16 protein-coding genes are annotated in these 17,599 nt (G+C 60.6%); 12 read left to right on the top strand and 4 right to left on the bottom strand.

Annotated elements, in window-relative coordinates:
- Positions 1 to 6: 6 nt before the first annotated feature.
- On the bottom strand, positions 7 to 3,291 hold the full coding sequence (icmF, locus tag RCH09_RS05015; RefSeq protein ID WP_326939957.1) for a fused isobutyryl-CoA mutase/GTPase IcmF: 3,285 nt from the start codon (positions 3,289 to 3,291) through the stop codon (positions 7 to 9).
- A 166-nt stretch (positions 3,292 to 3,457) separates the two neighbouring features.
- Between icmF and RCH09_RS05010 the strand changes: the two genes are divergently transcribed.
- The 6 genes from RCH09_RS05010 to RCH09_RS04985 all read left to right on the top strand — a co-directional run bounded on the left by RCH09_RS05010 (position 3,458) and on the right by RCH09_RS04985 (position 10,434).
- On the top strand, positions 3,458 to 4,708 hold the full coding sequence (locus RCH09_RS05010) for an Hsp70 family protein (protein WP_326939956.1): 1,251 nt from the start codon (positions 3,458 to 3,460) through the stop codon (positions 4,706 to 4,708).
- A 129-nt stretch (positions 4,709 to 4,837) separates the two neighbouring features.
- Positions 4,838 to 6,352: a methyl-accepting chemotaxis protein gene (locus tag RCH09_RS05005; RefSeq protein WP_326939955.1), complete on the top strand. Its 1,515-nt coding sequence runs from the start codon at positions 4,838 to 4,840 to the stop codon at positions 6,350 to 6,352.
- Positions 6,353 to 6,524: 172 nt separating this feature from the next.
- Complete coding sequence (locus RCH09_RS05000; protein WP_326939954.1) at positions 6,525 to 7,637, top strand: substrate-binding domain-containing protein; 1,113 nt, start codon at positions 6,525 to 6,527, stop codon at positions 7,635 to 7,637.
- A gap of 7 nt (positions 7,638 to 7,644) precedes the next feature.
- Positions 7,645 to 9,282 carry a PAS domain-containing sensor histidine kinase gene (locus tag RCH09_RS04995; protein WP_326939953.1) on the top strand — a complete coding sequence of 546 codons (1,638 nt, stop codon included), beginning with the start codon at positions 7,645 to 7,647 and terminating at the stop codon, positions 9,280 to 9,282.
- Positions 9,279 to 9,920, top strand: a complete 642-nt coding sequence (locus tag RCH09_RS04990) for a response regulator transcription factor (RefSeq protein ID WP_326939952.1) — start codon at positions 9,279 to 9,281, stop codon at positions 9,918 to 9,920. Before RCH09_RS04995 ends, RCH09_RS04990 begins: the two co-directional genes overlap by 4 nt.
- A 292-nt stretch (positions 9,921 to 10,212) precedes the next feature.
- Positions 10,213 to 10,434: a hypothetical protein gene (locus RCH09_RS04985; protein WP_326939951.1), complete on the top strand. Its 222-nt coding sequence runs from the start codon at positions 10,213 to 10,215 to the stop codon at positions 10,432 to 10,434.
- Positions 10,435 to 10,451: 17 nt separating this feature from the next.
- On the opposite strand, the gene RCH09_RS04980 is transcribed toward RCH09_RS04985, so the two are convergent.
- Positions 10,452 to 10,970, bottom strand: coding sequence for a GNAT family N-acetyltransferase (locus tag RCH09_RS04980; RefSeq protein WP_326939949.1), 519 nt, complete (start codon positions 10,968 to 10,970; stop codon positions 10,452 to 10,454).
- Positions 10,971 to 11,136: 166 nt separating this feature from the next.
- Between RCH09_RS04980 and RCH09_RS04975 the strand changes: the two genes are divergently transcribed.
- On the top strand, positions 11,137 to 12,297 hold the full coding sequence (locus RCH09_RS04975) for an acyltransferase family protein (protein WP_326939948.1): 1,161 nt from the start codon (positions 11,137 to 11,139) through the stop codon (positions 12,295 to 12,297).
- A gap of 83 nt (positions 12,298 to 12,380) precedes the next feature.
- The gene (locus tag RCH09_RS04970) at positions 12,381 to 12,650 is read left to right on the top strand and encodes a hypothetical protein (protein WP_326939947.1); all 270 of its coding nucleotides are present in this window, start codon (positions 12,381 to 12,383) and stop codon (positions 12,648 to 12,650) included.
- A gap of 96 nt (positions 12,651 to 12,746) precedes the next feature.
- Here RCH09_RS04970 and RCH09_RS04965 read toward each other — a convergent pair whose 3' ends face one another.
- Positions 12,747 to 13,046, bottom strand: coding sequence for a hypothetical protein (locus RCH09_RS04965; protein ID WP_326939946.1), 300 nt, complete (start codon positions 13,044 to 13,046; stop codon positions 12,747 to 12,749).
- Positions 13,015 to 14,037 (bottom strand): ATP-binding protein, encoded by a 1,023-nt coding sequence (locus RCH09_RS04960; RefSeq protein ID WP_326939945.1) that lies wholly within the window; start codon positions 14,035 to 14,037, stop codon positions 13,015 to 13,017. Before RCH09_RS04960 ends, RCH09_RS04965 begins: the two co-directional genes overlap by 32 nt.
- Positions 14,038 to 14,277: 240 nt before the next feature.
- On the opposite strand from RCH09_RS04960, the gene RCH09_RS04955 reads away from it, so the two are divergent.
- The 4 genes from RCH09_RS04955 to RCH09_RS04940 all read left to right on the top strand — a co-directional run bounded on the left by RCH09_RS04955 (position 14,278) and on the right by RCH09_RS04940 (position 17,552).
- On the top strand, positions 14,278 to 14,526 hold the full coding sequence (locus RCH09_RS04955; protein ID WP_326939944.1) for a DUF6139 family protein: 249 nt from the start codon (positions 14,278 to 14,280) through the stop codon (positions 14,524 to 14,526).
- Positions 14,527 to 14,601: 75 nt separating this feature from the next.
- Entirely contained in the window at positions 14,602 to 15,492 is an 891-nt protein-coding gene (locus RCH09_RS04950; RefSeq protein ID WP_326939943.1) for a C13 family peptidase, read from the top strand.
- Between the two features lie 266 nt (positions 15,493 to 15,758).
- Entirely contained in the window at positions 15,759 to 16,175 is a 417-nt protein-coding gene (locus RCH09_RS04945; protein WP_326939942.1) for a hypothetical protein, read from the top strand.
- 111 nt (positions 16,176 to 16,286) lie between these two features.
- Positions 16,287 to 17,552: an RNA-guided endonuclease InsQ/TnpB family protein gene (locus tag RCH09_RS04940; protein WP_326939941.1), complete on the top strand. Its 1,266-nt coding sequence runs from the start codon at positions 16,287 to 16,289 to the stop codon at positions 17,550 to 17,552.
- Positions 17,553 to 17,599: the final 47 nt, after the last annotated feature.

Below are 17,599 nucleotides of genomic sequence, written 5' to 3'. Positions count from 1 at the left end.
TCGCCGTTACATGTTGCGCCGGTATTGCCCGCCCACCGCAAACAGCGCGTCGGTGATCTGACCCAGCGAGCACACCCGCACTGCTTCCATCAACTGTTCGAACACATTGCCATCGTCGATCACGGTTTGCTGCAGCTTTGCCAGCATCGCTGCAGCGGTATCGGCATGGGTCGCATGAAAGGTCGTCAGACGCGCCAGCTGCGACTGCTTCTCTGCATCGGTCGAGCGCGCCAGTTCGATCTTCTGCGGCGTGTCGCCCGCCTTCGGATTGCGGAAGGTATTGACACCGATGATCGGCAAGGTGCCATCGTGTTTCTGGTGTTCGTACAGCATCGATTCTTCCTGGATCTTGCCGCGCTGATAACCGGTTTCCATGGCGCCGAGCACGCCGCCCCGTTCGGCGATGCGTTCGAATTCCAGCAGCACCGCCTCTTCGACCATGTCGGTCAGTTCGTCGATGATGAAGCTGCCCTGGTTCGGGTTCTCATTCTTGGCCAGGCCCCATTCGCGGTTGATGATCAGCTGGATCGCCAGGGCACGGCGCACCGATTCGTCGGTCGGCGTGGTGATCGCCTCGTCGTACGCATTGGTATGCAGGGAATTGCAGTTGTCGTAGATCGCAATCAGCGCCTGCAGCGTGGTGCGGATATCGTTGAAGTCGATCTCCTGCGCATGCAGCGAACGGCCGGAAGTCTGGATGTGATACTTGAGCTTCTGGGCGCGATCGTTGGCGCCGTATTTCTCGCGCATTGCCACCGCCCAGATGCGCCGGGCGACGCGCCCAAGCACGGTGTATTCCGGGTCCATCCCGTTACTGAAGAAAAACGACAGGTTGGGTGCGAAATCATCGATGTTCATGCCGCGCGCCAGATACGCTTCGACGAAGGTAAAGCCGTTCGACAGCGTGAACGCAAGCTGCGAGATCGGATTGGCGCCAGCCTCGGCGATGTGGTATCCGGAGATCGACACCGAGTAGAAATTGCGCACCTGATGGTGCACGAAATACTGCTGGATATCGCCCATCACCTTCAACGAAAACTCGGTCGAGAAGATGCAGGTGTTCTGCCCCTGATCTTCTTTCAGGATGTCGGCCTGCACCGTGCCGCGCACATTTTGCAGGACCCAGGCGCGGATCTTGGCGGCTTCATCGGAGGTCGGTTCACGGCCGTTATCGACGCGGAATTTCTCCAGGTTCTGGTCGATCGCGGTGTTCATGAACATCGCCAGGATGGTCGGCGCCGGTCCGTTGATCGTCATCGATACTGAAGTCGACGGGCTGGTCAGATCGAAGCCGTCGTACAGCGCCTTCATGTCATCCAGGGTCGCCACCGAGACGCCGGAGTTGCCGACCTTGCCGTAAATGTCCGGCCGCAGCGCCGGGTCGGCGCCGTACAGCGTGACCGAATCAAACGCGGTCGACAGGCGCTTGGCGTCCATGCCTTCGGACACCAGCTTGAAGCGGCGGTTGGTGCGGAACGGATCGCCTTCGCCGGCAAACATGCGGGTCGGGTCCTCGTTCTCGCGCTTGAAGGCAAACACGCCGGCGGTGAACGGGAACGAGCCCGGCACGTTTTCCTGCATCAGCCAGCGCAGGATCTCGCCGTGGTCCTGATAGCGCGGCAAGGCAACCTTGCGGATCCTGGTGCCGGACAACGTGGTGGTGACCAGCTGCGTGCGCAGTTCCTTGTCGCGGATCCTGACGACGTATTCGTCGCCGGCATAGGCGGCTTGCATCTGCGGCCACATCGCCACCAGTTTTCTGGATTCGGCGCTCAATGCCGCCTCGCGCTGCGTGGCCAGGGCATGGAGTGCGGCAGCGTCTTCGGCGCCGGATTCCGCGAGCATGCGCGCGGCCTCGGTCAACTGCTGCCGCTCGCGCGCCAGCTTGACCTGCTTGACCGTGAAGCGATGATAGCCGCGCACGCAGTCGGCGATCTCGGCCAGATAGCGGCTGCGCGCCGGCGGCACGATGGCGTTCTTGCCGGACGAGTAACGCACGCTGACCGGCGCCAGCTTGCTGGCACGGGCCTGCAATCCACGTGCGCTCAAGGCCGGCAGCAAACCCTGATACAGCGCAGTGACGCCATCGTCGTTGAAACGCGATGCCTGGGTGCCGAACACCGGCATCTCGTCCGGACGTTGGCTCCAGAGTTCGCGATTGCGCTGGTACTGCTTGGCGACATCGCGCAACGCATCGAGCGAGCCCTTACGGTCGAACTTGTTGATCGCCACGAAATCGGCGAAATCGAGCATGTCGATTTTTTCGAGCTGCGAGGCGGCGCCGAATTCCGGTGTCATCACGTACATGCTGACATCGACGTGCGGCACGATGGCGGCGTCGCCCTGGCCGATGCCGGAGGTTTCGACGATCAGCAGATCAAACCCGGCCACCTTGCAGGCGGCAATCACGTCAGGCAGCGCTTGCGAGATTTCGGAGCCGGCTTCGCGCGTGGCCAGCGAGCGCATGAACACGCGCACCTTGCCGTGCCACGGGCTGATCGCATTCATGCGAATCCGGTCGCCCAGCAACGCGCCACCGGATTTGCGACGCGACGGATCGATCGAGATGATGGCGATGTTCAGCGCATCGTCCTGATCGAGCCGGATGCGTCGGATCAGTTCATCGGTCAGCGAGGACTTACCGGCGCCGCCGGTACCGGTGATGCCCAGCGCCGGGGTGCGGATGATGGCTGCCGCGGCCAGCAGTTCGGCGCGCAGTGCGGGCGCGGCCTTGTCGTTCTCGAGCGCGGTAATGAGTTGCGCCAGCGGCCGGTGCCGCGACGCGATATCGCCCTCGGTCAAGGCGTCCAGCGTGGTTGGTGCGTACTGTGACAAGTCGATGTCGCAGGCCTGGATCATCGACAGGATCATGCCGACCAGGCCCATGCGCTGGCCGTCTTCAGGACTGAAGATGCGGGTCACGCCGTAAGCATGCAACTCGGCAATTTCTTCCGGGACAATCACCCCACCGCCACCGCCAAACACCTTGATGTGCGCGCCACCGCGTTCGCGCAGCAGATCGATCATGTACTTGAAATATTCAACGTGGCCGCCCTGGTAACTCGACAGCGCAATGCCCTGGGCGTCTTCCTGCAAGGCGGCGGTGACGATATCGTCGACCGAGCGGTTATGGCCAAGATGGATCACTTCGGCGCCATTGGCCATCAGGATGCGGCGCATGATGTTGATCGAGGCATCATGTCCGTCGAACAACGACGCTGCCGTGATGAAACGCACCTTGTTGGCAGGTTTGTATTCGGTGAGTTTTTGGGCAATCGACAGGTCGGTCATGAGGGTCTCGATGAGGAAGGATGCATGACCGCCTACGGTAGCTGACGTTAACGTTAACGTCAAGGCGCAGGCCGGTCGCTGCTTTGCTGCCGGGCGAAGAAACGCAAGACTTCGCGCCCCTGTTCGACTATCATCGTCACCCCCTTCAGCACGACGAAAGTGTTTCATGGCCAATGCCTGCGGTGTCGATTTCGGCACCTCGAATTCCACGGTGGGGGTGTCCCGTCCCGGGCGCCCGACGCTGTTGCCGCTGGAAGACGGAAAGCTCACGCTGCCATCGGTGGTGTTCTTCAATGCCGAGGATGACCAGGTCAGCTTTGGCCGCGCCGCGCTGGTGAACTATCTGGCCGGGCATGAGGGTCGCCTGATGCGCTCGCTCAAGAGCTTGCTGGGCACCAGCCTGATCGATGGCCAAACCGAGGTACTGGGGCGCGCGGTGCCATTTCGCCAACTGCTGCAACAGTTCATTGGCGAACTCAGGCAGCGCGCCGAGACCGCCAGCGACCAGTCGTTTGCGCACGCCGTCATTGGCCGCCCCGTTTTCTTTATTGACAACGACGCCAAGGCCGACCGGCTCGCCGAGCAAACGCTGGCCGACATCGCGGCGGCGGCCGGATTCCGGCATGTCGCGTTCCAGTTCGAGCCGATCGCCGCGGCGTTCGATTACGAATCGCAGATCACCCGTGAAGAGCTGGTGCTGGTGGCCGATATCGGCGGCGGAACCTCGGACTTCTCGCTGGTGCGCCTGTCGCCCCAGCGCGCCCGCCAGGCCGACCGTCGCAACGATATCCTGGCCACCGGCGGCGTCCACATCGGCGGCACCGATTTTGACAAGTATCTGAGCCTGTCGTCGGTGATGCCGTTGCTGGGCATGGGCAGCCGCCTGAACAACGATAGCGAGGTGCCCTCCAGCTATTACTTCAATCTGGCCACCTGGCACACCATCAATCTGGCCTATACCCAGAAGGCCTGGCTGCAGCTCAACGACATCGCGCGCGACGCGCGCGCGCGGGACAAGCTTGAGCGCTTGATGGCACTGATTCGCGAGCGCGGCGGTCACTGGCTGGCGATGCAGGTCGAGGAAGGCAAGATTGCCTTGTCCCAGGCCGAATCAGTGGTGCTCGACCTCGATCGGATCGCGTCGTGCCCGCACTTGACCATTACGCGCGCCGATTTCGATGATGCCATCGCGCACTTGATGGGCTGGGTCGAGAGCACCATCGCCGCCCTGTTGCGTGATGCCGGCGTCGATGCCAGCGCGGTCGATACCGTGTTTTTTACCGGCGGCTCAAGTGGCGTTGGCTCGCTGCGCCAACGCGTGGCACGACTGGTACCGGACGCGCGTCAGGTAGAAGGTGATCTATTTGGCAGCATTGGTACCGGGCTGGCGATCGACGCGTTGCGCAGATTTGGATAAGTACGCGACAAACGCACGCGTTTGATGTTTCTCGACGGGAATTGGTCTATAGTCAAAGCAAAAAATCGCTTCAAAAAAACTGGCTTTCTCCGGAGACAACATGAAACTGTCGAATCCGGCCTGTTGGTGATGCTGGCCATTTCCGGCGTCGGCGTTGTCAGTCTGGATGCGCTCAACAAGGTAACCGATCAACTGGTCAACAATCAGGTCCCCGGCACGCTTCTGCCTTACCAAATTCTGGCCACGCTCGATGACGGCGAAAAATCGATGCGCAACACGCTGGTGCTGCTCGATCCGAGCAAGGTCAAGCTCGAGCTGGCGCAGGTCAAGGCGGCCAACCAGTCGATTCGGGAGCGCACCGGCAAACTCGATGCCCTGATGCAGACCGGACCGGACCGCCAGCTGATCGCAACCCTGGCCGCGGCGCGCGCAAAATATCTGGCCGGACAGGAAGAATTCCTCAAGACCGTGGCCGGTTACAAGATCGAGCAGGCAACCGATTTCCTGATGACCGATTTCAAGGCGCCGCAACTGGCCTACCGCACCGCGCTCAACGCCATCATCGCGGTGCAGATGCAACGGGTCGATGCCTCCAGCAAGGACTCCCGCAACACCTACCTGCAAGCCCGCAACCTGACCCTGGCACTGACCGCCATTGCGTTGCTGCTGACTGGTGGCGTGGCATTCTTCATCACCCGCAGCATCGTGCGGCCGTTGCGCGAAGCCGTCGTGATTGCGCGCCGCGTCGCCGATGGCGATCTGACCGGCCGGATCGAAGTCAATTCGGGCGACGAAACCGGTGCGATGATGCAGTCGCTCAAGGACATGAACGACAGTCTGACGCGCACCATCACCCGGTTACGCCAGAGCAGCGAGACGATCGCGACAGCCTCGCGGGAAATTGCAACGGGCAATGCCGATCTGTCCTCTCGCACCGAATCCCAGGCCAGCTCACTCGAACAGACCGCCTCGTCGATGGAGGAACTCACGGAAACCGTCCGGCAGAATGCCGAGCATGCGCGCGAGGCCAATGCCCTGGTGATTTCCGCCTCCAGCTTTGCCGTCAAGGGCGGCGCGGTGGTCGGACAGGTCGTAATGACGATGAATTCAATCACCGAAAGCGCGCGCAAGATCGCCGACATCATTGGTGTGATCGACAGCATTGCTTTCCAGACCAACATTCTGGCGTTGAATGCGGCGGTTGAAGCTGCGCGCGCCGGCGAACAGGGCCGCGGCTTCGCCGTGGTGGCGGCCGAAGTGCGCAATCTGGCGCAGCGCTCGGCGACCGCGGCCCGCGAGATCAAGGGTCTGATCGGTGACTCGGTCGACAAGGTCAGCACCGGCAGCAAGCTGGTCGATGAAGCCGGCAAAACGATGCATGAGATCGTCACCTCGGTCAATCATGTGGTGCAGATCATGGGCGAGATCACTGCCGCCAGCCAGGAACAGAGCGCTGGCATCGCCGAAGTCAACCAGGCGATCACCCAGATGGATGAAATGACCCAGCAAAATGCGGCACTGGTCGAACAGGCTGCCGCAGCTGCCGAGAGCATGCAGGATCAAGCCATCGAGTTGACCGGTGCAATGGCCATTTTCAAGATCAGCGAGGGGCCTCTGGCACCCACCCAACTGCGGCTGGCCTGACGCGTTGTCGGAATCAAACAGCACTGCAGCGACATCAATTGACCAATGGCAACAAAACATGCTATTTGTTCAAGCTTGGCCTGGTAACCGATGAACGGGCTGTAATTTGGTGTCGTGCGCCTGGCCACGAATCGGCTGGCATGATCGTCTTCACTTTCAAACAAATAATAAAATGAAATCGACCCTGACCAAGACTGTTGTCCTGTTTGCTGCCGTATTCGGCATCGTCGGCGCTGCCGTTGCGCAGGAAGACCCTGCCATTTTTCTGGGTCGCGCCAACGCCAGGGTGGCCCGGGCGCAAGGGTATTCGAATCATTGGGAAGGTCCGGTCGCCGGCCCCAAGGCCGCATCCAGCAAAGTCATCGTGTTCATTGGCGCCGATTTGCGCGACAAGGGCACGGCCCGGGTGGCAAGCGGCGTCAAGGAAGCCGGTGCGGCCGTCGGCTGGAATGTCCAGGTAGTCGATTGCTATGGTGTGCCGGGTCGGCGCGCCGAGGCCTTCAGCCGTGCGCTGGCGCTCAAGCCTGACGGTATCGTGCTGGCCGGCGCCGATGCGCGCAACCAGACCCGTGAACTGGCAGCGGCGGCAAAACTCAACGTTCCCGTGGTGGGCTGGCACGCCGCCACCCGAGCGGTACAGGGCGAAGGTCTGTTCACCAACGTCGGCACCGACCCACGCGAAGTGGGGCAGATCGCCGCGCTGTATGGCGTGGTTGAATCAAAGGGCCGCGCCGGGGTCGTGGTGTTTGTCGACTCGTCCAGCGCCTATGCGGCTGCCAAGTCGGTCGATGCCACCGATGTAATCAAACAATGCCAAACCTGCTCGTTGCTGAGTGTCGAGGAGGTGCCCGCGACGGAAACCATCGCCCAGTTCAGGCAACGGATTACCGACCTGTCGAAGCGCTTCGGCAATCGCTGGACGCACATGATCGGCATGAATGACCTGTATTTCGATTTGCTCACCGCGCCAGGCGCAGACCCTGCCATGGCCGCGACACTGGGCCGCTTGCAGGCGATTGCCGCTGGTGATGGCAGCGACACCGCCTATCAGCGCATTCGCAACAAGCAGCTTCAGATCGGTACCATTCCCGAGCCGCTCAATCTGCAGGGCTGGCAAATCGTCGACGAGCTCAACCGTGCCATCGCCGGCGTCAAACCCAGCGGCTACACTTCCCCCGCCTATCTGGCCACGATTGAAAACAACGCATTTCATGGCGGCAGCAAGAATGCTTTCGATCCGGGTAACGGATACCGTGACGAGTATCGTAAGATCTGGTTGAAATAAGCAATGTTTGCTTGATCAGATCGACATCGATCCAGACCGCCCCGCCCTGGCAGCCGGTCTGGCCAAGGCCAGCATGGATAGCGTACTGCAACTCCGTTTCACCGAATCCATTGTCGACGACAGCGCCGACGGCATTGTCATTTGCGACACCAGTTTGCCCGGCATGCCGATCGTGTTCGCCAATCCTGCATTCGCGCGGCTGACTGGCTACCCGCTGGAGCAAGTGATTGGCCGCAGCTGCGCGTTTCTGCAAAACGAGAATGTCGACCAGAATGCCAATGACCGTGTGCGCGTAGCCATTTGCGCGCGCCTGCCGGTCAGGATCACGTTGCGCAACTACCGCCGCGACGGCAGCATGTTCTGGAATGAAATGACGCTGTACCCACTCCAGTCCGACACGGGTGCGGCGCATTTTTACGCAGGCATTCAACGCGATGTGACAGCACTGGTGGCGGCCGAAGACACGCTGCGCATCGGCCGTGCCGCGCTGGAGGATCAGGTGCGGGAACGCACCGCCGAACTGCTGTTCTCGAATGCGCTGCTGCGCCAGGAAGTCAACGAGCGACGCCGCGCGGAACAAACCCTGATCGACACCAAGACCATCCTGACCATCGCCCAGCGCGTGACCCAGCTGGGCAGCTGGGTCTATGACATTGCCGCCGAGACGCTACGCTGGTCCGACGAGATTTTCACGATCTGCGGCCTGCCGCCGCAATCGCTCAAGCCGACCGTCGCACTGGCCAACCAGCTGACCCATCCGGACGACCGCGGCGCCGCGGCGGCCCTGTTCTGGCGCTGCATCCATGAAGGCCGCGACTACCGCAGCGAGCGGCGCCTTCTGCGCGCCGACGGGAGCGTGCGGCACGTGCGGGTCTGGGGCAAGATCATCCGCGACGAATTCAATACGCCGGTGCGCATGGTGGGTTCCTATCTCGACATCACGGAGCACCGTGAGGCCGAGCAGGGATTGCGCGACTCGCAGGAAACGCTGCGCATGCTCAGCGCGCATCAGGAGCGGATCAAGGAAGAGGAGCGCAAGCGGATCGCGCGCGAAATTCATGACGAGCTCGGCGGTCTGCTCACCGGAATCAGGGCCTATCTGTCGGTGGCGGCAGACCAGGCCCGACGCAACGACCTCACCATCGATGCGCAGTTGCTGGAAGCGACACGGCTGGCCGACAGCGCCATTGGCACGGTGCGCCGCGTCATCACCGACCTGCGACCGAGCGTGCTGGATGAACTGGGAATCTGGTCGGCGATCGAGTGGCTGGTCGAGCGCACCGCGAAAAGTGCCGGGCTGGATTGGTCCGTGTCGATCGATGACACCGCCGCCGCCACGGAGCTGGATCCCGACCGCAGCATTGCCCTGTTTCGGGTCGTGCAGGAAGCCCTGACCAACGTCCATCGCCATGCCCGCGCGTCACGCGTGGAGCTGCGCGCGACCCGCTCGCGCACGCAGCTGCATGTCGCCATTCTGGACGACGGGATTGGCCTGGACGCCGCGCGCATCCATGAACAGCGTTCGTGGGGACTGGTCGGGATGCAGGAGCGGGTCGGCCATTTCGGCGGCAGCGTGCGCATCTGCGGCAAACCGGGCGGCGGGACCGAAGTTTCCGTGAACATGCCCTTGCAGGAGATGCCATGAGTGCCACACCGATCCGCGTGATGCTGGTCGACGACCATCTGGTGGTGCGCAACGGCGTTCGGCTCATGCTCGATACGGCCCACGATATCCGGGTCACCGGCGAAGCCGGCTCGGCTTCCGAGGCCATGCAGCTGGTCGAGGCGCAGACCTTCGATGTCGCACTGGTCGACATCGCACTTCCGGGCAAGAACGGCCTTGAACTGCTCAAGCAGCTGCGCGCCGAACGGCCGAAGATGGCGGTGCTGATCCTGAGCATGTACTCCGAAGAAGTGTATGCGGTGCGCACCCTGCGCTACGGCGGCGCCGGTTACCTGACCAAGGATTGTCCTGCCAATGTCATGGTCGAAGCGGTGCGTACCGCAGCGACCGGACGCAAGTATGTCAGCTCCGGGCTGGTCGAGCGCCTGGCCGACATGATGGGCGGCAGCGCCGGATTGCCGCATGACACATTGTCGAATCGAGAAATGGAAGTATTCAAGCTGCTCGCTGCCGGCGTCACGCTGGTGGACATTGCCAGCCAACTGCATCTCAGCCCGAGCACGGTCACGACCTATCGGGCGCGCATCCTCGAAAAAACCGGACTCAAGGGCAATACCGGACTGGCGCGCTATGCGCTGGAACACGGGCTGGTGAAATAGCGTTCCCATCCTTGCCAGGCGGCAGGCGGCAGGCGGCAGGCGGCAGGCGGCGCGATTTTGTAGTGGAACCCCGACACACAACGCGCTTTATTCCCACAGAATCTGTCCTCGTTTTGCAGATGTTGCCGATCCATTCAAATTGCTATCGTTGGGCCAAGGCCACAAGACCGCGTTTATTTTCATGAGACCGCAAAAATGCGAATCTGACATTGATAAAAAAGCGGCAGCGGACGAATTCCGGGTCAGGATTCCCATATCCAAATTAAAAACCCAACATGCTTTGGAGAATAGAATGGCAACCGAGAAATTAGTGGTTTATATGCACCGCAAACAAAATCGCGAGGAGCTGCGCAAACTGATTGCCCATTTGCACGCGCAAACCATGTTGATCTGTGGTGACGGACTGGAGAATTTTTGCAACCACAATGAGCAGATCAAGAGCGACTATCTGTGGGCAATCACGGATACGGCAGAGCGTGCGCTCTCACTGATCGATTCTGACGACGGCTACTGATTTGCGCAAAGATGCTGTCAGGGATTGTCGAAATCCCTGACGAACAGGCGGCTCTCCCCGCCTTGTGCGGGCAGTTCGACGATACGGTCGAAACACAGTCCCAGGCGTTCGATCAGTCGAATTGAATTCGTGTTGTCGGGGGACGTGATCGCCATCAACCGCTTCAGGCCAAGGCGTCGCACGCCATGGTCGATCACCGCATTGGCTGCTTCGAAAGCATAGCCCTCGCCCCAGAATTCCGGCAGGAATGCAAATCCGATATCCACTTCGGGCAGGCTGTCGCGCTTGATCAGGCCGCACAGGCCGATGGCCACGGCACTGCCCTTCAGTTCGCACAAGGAAAGGCTGAATCCAAGCCGTTCCTGCATCGCCATGGGGCCGGTGCGGATTGCGGTGCGGGCATCGGCCAGCGTCCGCACGCCCTTGTCGCCAATAAACTGGAGCCAGGACGGTTCGTTGACCAGACGCAAGTAAAAAGGTGCGTCATTCGTCTCAATGGAGCGCAAGACAAGTCGTTCGGTCCCCAGTATTTTCATGACGAATAGGTGTGCGTTGGGTCAATGCGAAAGGATTCTAAGCAAGGACGCGCCGAATGACTACCTAAATTGATCCATTTCTTCATGCCGCCGGCTCATGCATTGGCTGGCGGGGAAATACGCATGGCGGAGTATGATTCGCGCTTCACCGAAACCGGAGACAACGATGTCTGCCTCCCAGGACTTCAACCGCAGCGCCGGGAGCACCGAACGCAACCCGCCGTTTCGCTCAATCGAATTATTCAAAAGCATCGCAGTGCAACTGATCGTGCTGCACCATCTGGCGTTTTACGGCCCGATGTCCGATAAGGTCGCGCTGATCGCCCCCGCGACCATTGACTGGCTGGACCAACACGGCCGCCTGGCGGTGCAGGTATTCCTCGTCATCGGCGGTTTTCTGGCGGCCCGATCACTCTCGCCACATGGTGCGCCCGGCATGCCGCGCCCCTGGCGTGCGGTCTGGCGTCGCTACCTGAAACTGGTGCCGCCATTTCTGGTGGCCACGCTGCTGACCGTCGGCGCCGGCGAGCTGGCCCGCCAGTCCATGACACACGCATCCATTTCTCCGCTGCCCGGACTTGCCCAGCTAACCTCGCATGCGTTGCTGCTGCATAGCGTGCTCGGCTACGACTCGATTGCTGCCGGAGCATGGTATGTCGCGATCGATTTCCAGCTATATGCACTGATGACGTTACTGCTGTGGTCGACCGGAAAGCTGCTCGCTGGCAGGCCTGTGCTGTGGGTCATGCCAGCGCTGGTGGCGGTGCTCGCGGCATTGTCCTTGCTCTGGTTCAATCGACTGCCATGGCTGGACGATTGGGCGCCATATTTTTTCGGCAGCTATGGACTCGGAGCGATTGCCTGGTGGGCGCGTGATCCGCGCCACGGCACCGGCAAGGCAACGCTGGCGTTCGGCGTGATCCTGGTGCCGGCGGTATTGGCACTGATGATCGATTTTCGCAGCCGTATCGCACTTGCGGTGGCAGTCGCAATCGCCTTGCTGCTGATGAGCCGGTCACGCTTTACGCCGGGCCAGCGCACCACTGCGCACATGACATGGATCAGCGCAATGGGGCGCATTTCCTATTCGGTCTTCTTGACACATTTCGCGGTTTGCTTGCTGGTCAATGCCTGGTTCACACGCTTCGTGCCATCCGACCCGTGGCTTCAGGCGCTCGGCATGTTGTGCGCGTGGGCGGCCAGTTTGTGCGTTGGAGCACTGTTTTTTCGCTGGGTCGAGGCGCCGCTGGGCCGACTGGTGCAATTTGGCAACGCGGGTCCACCGCGCATCCTGTCGGAAAATACTTCTTCTGGCGAGAAACCCTAAAGCTCCACAATTTCTTTACATTCCGCTTCTATCCTTGGGGCAAGGTGACGTCACACCGCCACTTCACTACCAGGGAGGATTTCATGATGGGGATTCACATGTTCCGCGGCATGGCATCGTTTGCCATCATTGCTGCATTTTCAGTAGGCACTGCGACTGCGCAGCAATCAACACCACCCGCTGAGGCACTGGCCGCATGCAAAACCGTCGCCAGCGACGCCGCCTGCAGCTTCACCGGGCCCAAAGGCGAAGTCAACGGCACCTGTCGAGCCCCCGCAGTCAAGCCGCTTGCCTGCGTGCCAAAAGATTCGCCGCAAAAAACCGGGAGCATGACGCCCCCGCCGTATCATTAACGACGACGCTGGCCGCAACAGCGCCGGCGGCCGGCTTTATCACTTCTCAGGAGACCTCACCATGCCCCTGCTGCGTTTGCTTAACCCGAATTCCGTTCATTCTTGCTCCGCCATCGCCATGACGCTAACCCTTAATGCCTGCGGCGGCGGCGGCAGTTCGGCACCCGGCGCACCGACGATCGGCGCGGTGGCTTTCGCCCGCGCTACCGCGACATTGCCGTCCGCGATAATTTCCGGAGCAAATCCATTCGCCTGCAAATAGTCGCGCAGCAGGCATGCGATGTGCGGCTCATCGTCAACCACGAGGATCGATCGCTTTACCGCCGTTGCGTCGCACAGGGCCATTTCTTGTACGGTGGTGGGATCAATCGGCGTGCGGATCGCGCGGAAGTCCAACCACCACCCGCAATCCCCCCAGCGGCGACGGGCCGGCCTCAATGCGTCCCTGATGCGCGCGCACGATGGCGGCACAAATGGCGAGCCCAAGCCCGCTCCCTGCGCACGCCCGGCTACGCGCGCGATCGGCGCGAAACAGCGGATCAAACAGCCGCGGCAGGATGTCGGCGGGAACATTGGGTGCGCTGTCGAAAACCTCGAGCTCCAGGCGCTTGCCGCTGGGATGCAGACGCACTTCGATACAGCCCGGGGCGTCTGTATAACGCAAACTGTTCTCCAGCAAATTAATCAGCAATTGCGTCACGCGGATGCCATCCCAGCGTGTGTGCATGGAACCTTTCGATGGTATTTCACAGCGCAATGTGATGCCTTTGGCGAGCGCCCGCCGCGAGAAGCGCTCGCTCACTTGTCGCACCAGAGCGGCGGCATCGATGTCTTCGAAATGGCAGGGCAATGCGTCCAGATCCGACATCGCCAGCAGATGCAGATCGTTAACCACGGTACCCAGTGCCAGCACTTCGCTGAGCAGTGCTCGCATCGCCTCCACCTGCAGGGGGCGCGCACCATCGATGAGGTCCTCAAGATCGCCGCGCAACACCGTCAGCGGGGTGCGCAATTCATGCGAGATTTCTGCCATCCACGTCCGCCGCGAACGCTCCACTTGTTGCAGCGCGCAGGCCATGCGGTTGATATCGCGAATCACCTCGGCAATCTCGCTGTTGCCGCGCTCTGGCAAGCGGGTTCCGAGCTGCCCCTGCGCAATGCGCTTCAGTGCTGCCCGCAGCTGATGCAAGGGCCGAGTCCACCGACTCGCCACTGCATGGGCAAACCCGACCGTAAGTGCAACCAGGATACCGACCCACAAGGCCACACGCAGATTCCAGCCATTGCTCTCTGCGCCAGCCGACAGCGCCATCGACAGGCTGTCGCGTACCGCGCGCGCCTCGAGCACACCGATGGTCAGCAGCGTCAATGCTACGCAGCCAAGCATGGCCAGTGAAAGAAAATGAACGAGTCGTAGGTGCATGGGCTAAATTAGACAGGATGGTTTGACGGTTGGTCACTGCAGCATAACGCCAGCAATCGCAGGAACGACAGGTGTTAGGCACAGAAAATAACCAAGTATCAATAAATTTTCAGTTTTAATGTATCGCTGGCGATACACGGCACGCGGCAACCTTTTACACCCCCTCCGGTCAGACCAGGACAAACATGGAATAAGGAAAATCCGATGCGCGTTGATCTCTATAAAAGAATGGAATCCGAAGGAAAATTTTCCTATCTGGCTGTGCCGGAAGGCGAGCTCATCCCCGAGGAAGTCGTCAATATCGATTGGCAAGACGTTTCACGTGGTATCGAGCTGGGTGACAGCGAGGCCAACACGGCCTACGCGATCGCGGCGTCCGAACAGCAAATTCTCGAAAAAGGCTACGCGATCACTGCGGCCACGCCGTTGCAGGGCAGACTCCCGAACGCCTGAGCACTGCCGGAGCGCCGCACCCACGCCTGATCTGGTATGATTTCGGCTGTCACCGTTCCGATCTGCGAGTCCCGGATGCACCCGATCATTTTGCAAGTCGTCCTGCTGGGGGCGCTGTTGTCAGCGCTCCCGGACGTGCGCGCACAAAGCGCCGCCCAACAAGCCCTGATCGAACGGCAGGTTGAAGTCGCGCTGTATGCACAGCGTCCGCTACTCGACAAGTCCCTCGCAACCATCGCGCCATCTGACCCCAACCGGATCGGCATGTATTTTCTGGGCGTGGCCGGCGACGGTACCCAGGAAGTGTTTCGGCGCGAGGTGGAGTTCGTGCGAAATCAGTTCGACCGCGACTTTCATACCGAGGGCCGCTCGGTGGTGCTGATCAACAGCCGCAATACGGTCCAGACAACTCCCATGGCAACCGGCACCAGCGTACGCGAAACGCTGGCGGCGATCGCCGCAAAAATGGACCGCGACAAGGACATCCTGTTCCTGTTCCTGACCAGCCACGGTTCACCGGATCATGTTCTGTCGCTGGCGCAGTTGGGCATGGATTTGCCGCCCTTGTCCGCCGGGGACCTGGCAACACTGCTCAAGCAACAGCGCATTCGCTGGAAGGTCATCGTGATTTCGGCCTGTTACGCGGGTGGATTCGTGGCGCCGCTCAAGGATGACCACACCCTGATCATCGCTGCGGCCCGCTATGACCGGAGCTCGTTTGGTTGCGCCGACGACAATGACTTCACGTATTTCGGGCGGGCATTCTTCAAGGAGTCGGTGTCCGCCAGTCGGTCATTCGACCAGGCCTTCCAGAAGGCCAGCAACCTGATCACGCGCTGGGAACAGAGCGACCGCGTGCGCGCCGGCAAACAACAGGTCGTGCTGCATTCGTATCCGCAAATCTCCAGTCCGGCCCCGATCGCTGCGTATCTGGAGCAATGGCGCCAACAACTTCCCGTCAAATAAGGCGCAACGCGTCGCTGCACGCCGCCAGAACAGCGAACCCACGGCGTCAGCGTTCGAATTGTTTTATTAGTTCCACAAACGACGCCGCCAATACAGTTTTCAGGTGATCCGGCCGTCAACCATGTCTTTTATTTCCCGGACGGAGTCGCCAAATCCGTCAGCGGCGATATCGCGAGCGGTCGAGTCCCTCGATGCATCCGATGACCTTCAGTAGCCTTCATGCTGGCATCGACGATGTCAATCGCAACAGTCTTCAAGGAAATCTCATGCATGCAAAACACCTTCTTAGGATCGCGTTGGCGGGCACCGTGTTCGCCATCACGGGCGCCCACGCCAGCATAACGGTCGCCGGATATACATTCGCCGACAACGACTTTGCCTATGCGTTGAATGCCTCGAGCGGCGCCTTCACCACCAACAGCACGCTGACAACAGCGTTGACCGACAAGGACGTTGGCACCTATGTCTTCTCCACCTCGCCCGGCGCCAGCTTCCTGCTCGGCTTTACCGACAATCTGGCTTACAACGGCAGCGGCGCCGATCTGGCATTGTTTGAACTCGGTGCACCCGATACGCTCGACGTGGCAATCGGTTTCACTCAAAAACGCTACCTGAGCAGCAGCACCGGCTTCACTGCCAACGGCTTTTCGGTCAACGTGGCCCTGGTTGATCGGAATGCGTGACAAACCTCGTCGTTCAGGGCGGGCAAGGATAACGCGGACGGCGGTGCCGGCCTTGCATTTGTTTTCGCCTTACTCTTGTCACGATCGACGTTGAGTCTGTATCTTCCAATCATGCTCCGACGCCAAGCCTTCAAATACGAACTGATGCCCAACGGCCTGCACCAGCGCCAGCTGCGACGCTTCGGCGGCGCCTGCCGGTTCGTGTTCAACAAGGCATTGGCAATACAGCAGGAGAATCGCGCAGCCGGCGGCAAGTTCATTCGCTACGAATCGATGGCGAAGTTGCTCACCGGCTGGCGCCACAGCAGCGAAACCCCGTGGCTGGCTGACGCTCCCAACCATCCTTTACAGCACGCGCTGAAAGACCTCGATCGGGCATACCAGAATTTCTTTGCCGGCCGCGCCGACTTCCCAACGTTCAAGAAGAAGGGCCGCGGTGACAGCTTCCGCTATCCGGACGCCAAGCAATTCAAGGTGGAACCGGGCAACGCCCGGATCTTCCTGCCCAAACTAGGCTGGATCCGCTACCGTAACAGCCGCGACATCGTAGGCTCCATCAAGAACATCACCGTCTCGTCAAAAGCCGGCAAGTGGTTCGTCTCGATTCAGACCGAGCGCGAAGTCGCAGAACAGGTGCCGGTGGCAACCGACGCCGTCGGTGTCGACGTGGGTATTGCCCGCTTCGCCACCCTGTCGGATGGCTCTTACATCGCACCATTGGACAGTTTCAAGAAACACCAACAGCGCCTGGCGAAATACCAGCGCCGGATGAGCAGGAAAGTCAAATTCAGCAGCAACTGGAAGAAAGCCAAGGCCAAAGTAACGCAAATTCACGTTGACATTGGCAACGTAAGAAACGACTTCCTGCACAAGACGACAACGACCATCAGCAACAACCACGCGCTGGTCGCCGTCGAAGACTTGAAGATCGTGCATATGACCGCGTCGGCGAAAGGCACGATTGAAACCCCAGGTACGAACGTGCGTGCCAAGGCGGGATTGAATCGGGCGATTCTCGACCAAGGATGGGGCGAGTTTGGCCGGCAGCTTGAATATAAGCTCTACTGGAACGGCGGGTTTTTCATGCAGGTGCCGGCCCACCACACCAGCCAGACGTGCCCGTGCTGCGGGCATGTCGACAAGGATAATCGCAAAAGCCAGTCGGAATTTCTGTGTACCGTGTGCTGGTACGAGAACAATGCTGATGTGGTGGGCGCGATCAATGTGCTGGATCGCGCCCTGGCGCAACTGTCTCAACCGAGCAATGAAGAAGGGCCGGACACGGCCCGGATCGCCTGTGAAGTGAACGGCGCTGTCAGGCCGTCAGCAGCAGGAACCCACCGAAGCGACATGCAAGAGGTTTTGTATGCGCAATAGGAATCCCCGTCCTTTGCGCGCAAGCGCCAGCCGTCAGGCTGAGGGCG

The organism is Actimicrobium sp. GrIS 1.19 (assembly GCF_035984655.1).
Taxonomy (GTDB): domain Bacteria; phylum Pseudomonadota; class Gammaproteobacteria; order Burkholderiales; family Burkholderiaceae_D; genus Actimicrobium.
The sequence above is the reverse complement of the archived record's forward strand: the minus strand, read 5'-3'. Positions and strand labels throughout refer to the sequence as shown.